We start from the raw sequence: 1978 nt of genomic DNA, 5'->3' as shown, positions 1-1978 counted from the left end.
CTACGCCATAATTCTCTTGTATTCTGCCTTTATAAAAATTCTGCGCCATGGTGAATCTTGTTCCCAAAAGTCCTACCTTTTTCAACTTTTTTGCTGTGATTTGCTCAGCCGCAGCATCAGCAATATGTAATAACGGAATACCTATGTTGGATTGAACTTCATCGGCCATCATATGCATCGTATTCGTACATATTACAATTAGTTCTGCGCCTGCTTTTTCCAGATTCTTAGCAACATCAATCATCATACGGGTTAATTTCTCCCATTCACCTTTATGCTGTAATGTTTCAATCTCACCAAAATCGACAGAATACATGATGCACTTACATGAATGTAGGTCACCTAGTTTGTGTTTAACACGTTGATTGATGATACGATAATACTCTGCTGAAGACTCCCAGCTCATACCACCAATTAATCCAATGGTTTTCATTTATCGATCCTCCCAATTGAAAGTCTTATTTTTTTATTCTTATATTATGGCACATTCCGGTATGAGGAACAATCTTCTGTAAAAATATTAGATACCGCATCTATGAAAAATCATACTCACTGCGGATTTCTTTGTCACCGTAGTGCATGGCTAGTGTTGTCACGACAGCCGTAAGGAAAAACTGAAAAAACATCTCAACACTTGAGGTAATAATCAAAACCATAGGTAAACTACCAATCTGCTGCAACATAGGCAACAGACCTCCCAAAACAAATAAGGATAGCCCACTCAAAATCATGACCTTCTTAACCGGTAACTCCAAAAATAAAATAATTGGTAATATTGAGATCACAATCAATGTTGCACGTACAATCTCCAACACAAGAATAACATTCCCACTTGGCATATAGAGTCCGTCAATTTGTGACAGGTAATAACCCTCTGTGAAAAGGAAAGCATTAAGCCTTCCAAAAAGATAATAAAACGCTACATAACTACCGATGCTTATCACTATTCTAAAGATCCAATCCAATAATCCTCTGTTATAGAGTGGCTTACTCTTTGATGATTCTTTTCTTTTATACAAAAACACAACACCGGTAGCAATCATTATTGCCATGACAAGTTGTTGTAATAGTATGGTCGGAAGAACCTCCCATGTAACTACTCCAGGTACAAAATACAGTGCCTCCATAATCTGTGTTACATAATTCAGATATAAAAATAAAAACACCGCTCCAAAAACCATCAGCTTAAAAAGCCTCAAATTCTGAGTTATAATTCCAAGTAAAATTGATATCGCAGCTCCTGACATTATTATCATAATAAAAATGTAATTCGTATCTCCATTAATCACAGGCATCGGTAGCTTAAAAACAGTAATCAAAATCCCAGCGATTACTAGTGCCAAAAAAGATAATAAACCTATTACAATCGTTCTCCAAATATAACCCCAAACCAATCTCATAATCTTCCCCCTTTTCATTGAATAAATAAATAGTATAGACTCGGATGACCATATTAATGGGTGTTTCATAATCTGATATAATGCAAATGTCCTTATAAATATAAATTATTTTTTCTTTTTATTAAGCCATTTCTTTTTATTCTTTTTCATCTCAATTTGTTCTTGTGTAAATTCAGTCCGATAAATATAATTTCGTATATCTCCTTGATCACCAATAATCATGCTTACTTTATCTATTATTTTCTTCTGCTCTTTACGAATTTTCTTATCACTACTGAGAACTCTTTTTTCTCTTAATCTTTCTAATTTGCTGACAAATAACTCAAAAGCAGAGTCTTCATTTTCTGAGATTGCTTTAATCCCGGCTCGTTCAATTGCAATTATAGTGTTGTCACCATCAAATGTTTGGTGCGCTTCAATTATTTTAGACTTTTCAATTCCTTTTATTCTTGCATCATCTACAAATGGTTTTGCAATTTTAGATGTATTTTCAAGAACATCAATGCTGTTGATTGCCGTCGAAATAGCTGGTATCACTTTCTTTATTGCTGGTGTTGCTTTTTTGGATAGATCCAATA

Annotated in this window: 3 protein-coding genes; all 3 read right to left on the bottom strand. The window is 34.3% G+C overall.

Annotated features, from left to right (window positions below):
- Nucleotides 1–433 (bottom strand): aspartate/glutamate racemase family protein (locus P0N36_RS15110; protein WP_275843712.1); only part of this gene is annotated, 433 nt, incomplete at its 3' end.
- A gap of 100 nt (nt 434–533) precedes the next feature.
- Nucleotides 534–1400, bottom strand: coding sequence for a hypothetical protein (locus P0N36_RS15105; RefSeq protein WP_275843711.1), 867 nt, complete (start codon nt 1398–1400; stop codon nt 534–536).
- Nucleotides 1401–1505: 105 nt separating this feature from the next.
- A partial coding sequence (locus tag P0N36_RS15100) for a hypothetical protein (RefSeq protein WP_275843710.1) occupies nt 1506–1978 on the bottom strand: 473 nt, incomplete at its 5' end.

The sequence above is a fragment of the Petrocella sp. FN5 genome, assembly GCF_029210395.1.
In the GTDB taxonomy this organism is placed as follows: domain Bacteria; phylum Bacillota; class Clostridia; order Lachnospirales; family Vallitaleaceae; genus Petrocella.
Note: the sequence above shows the minus strand (reverse complement) of the source record. Positions and strands in the feature narration are given on the sequence as shown.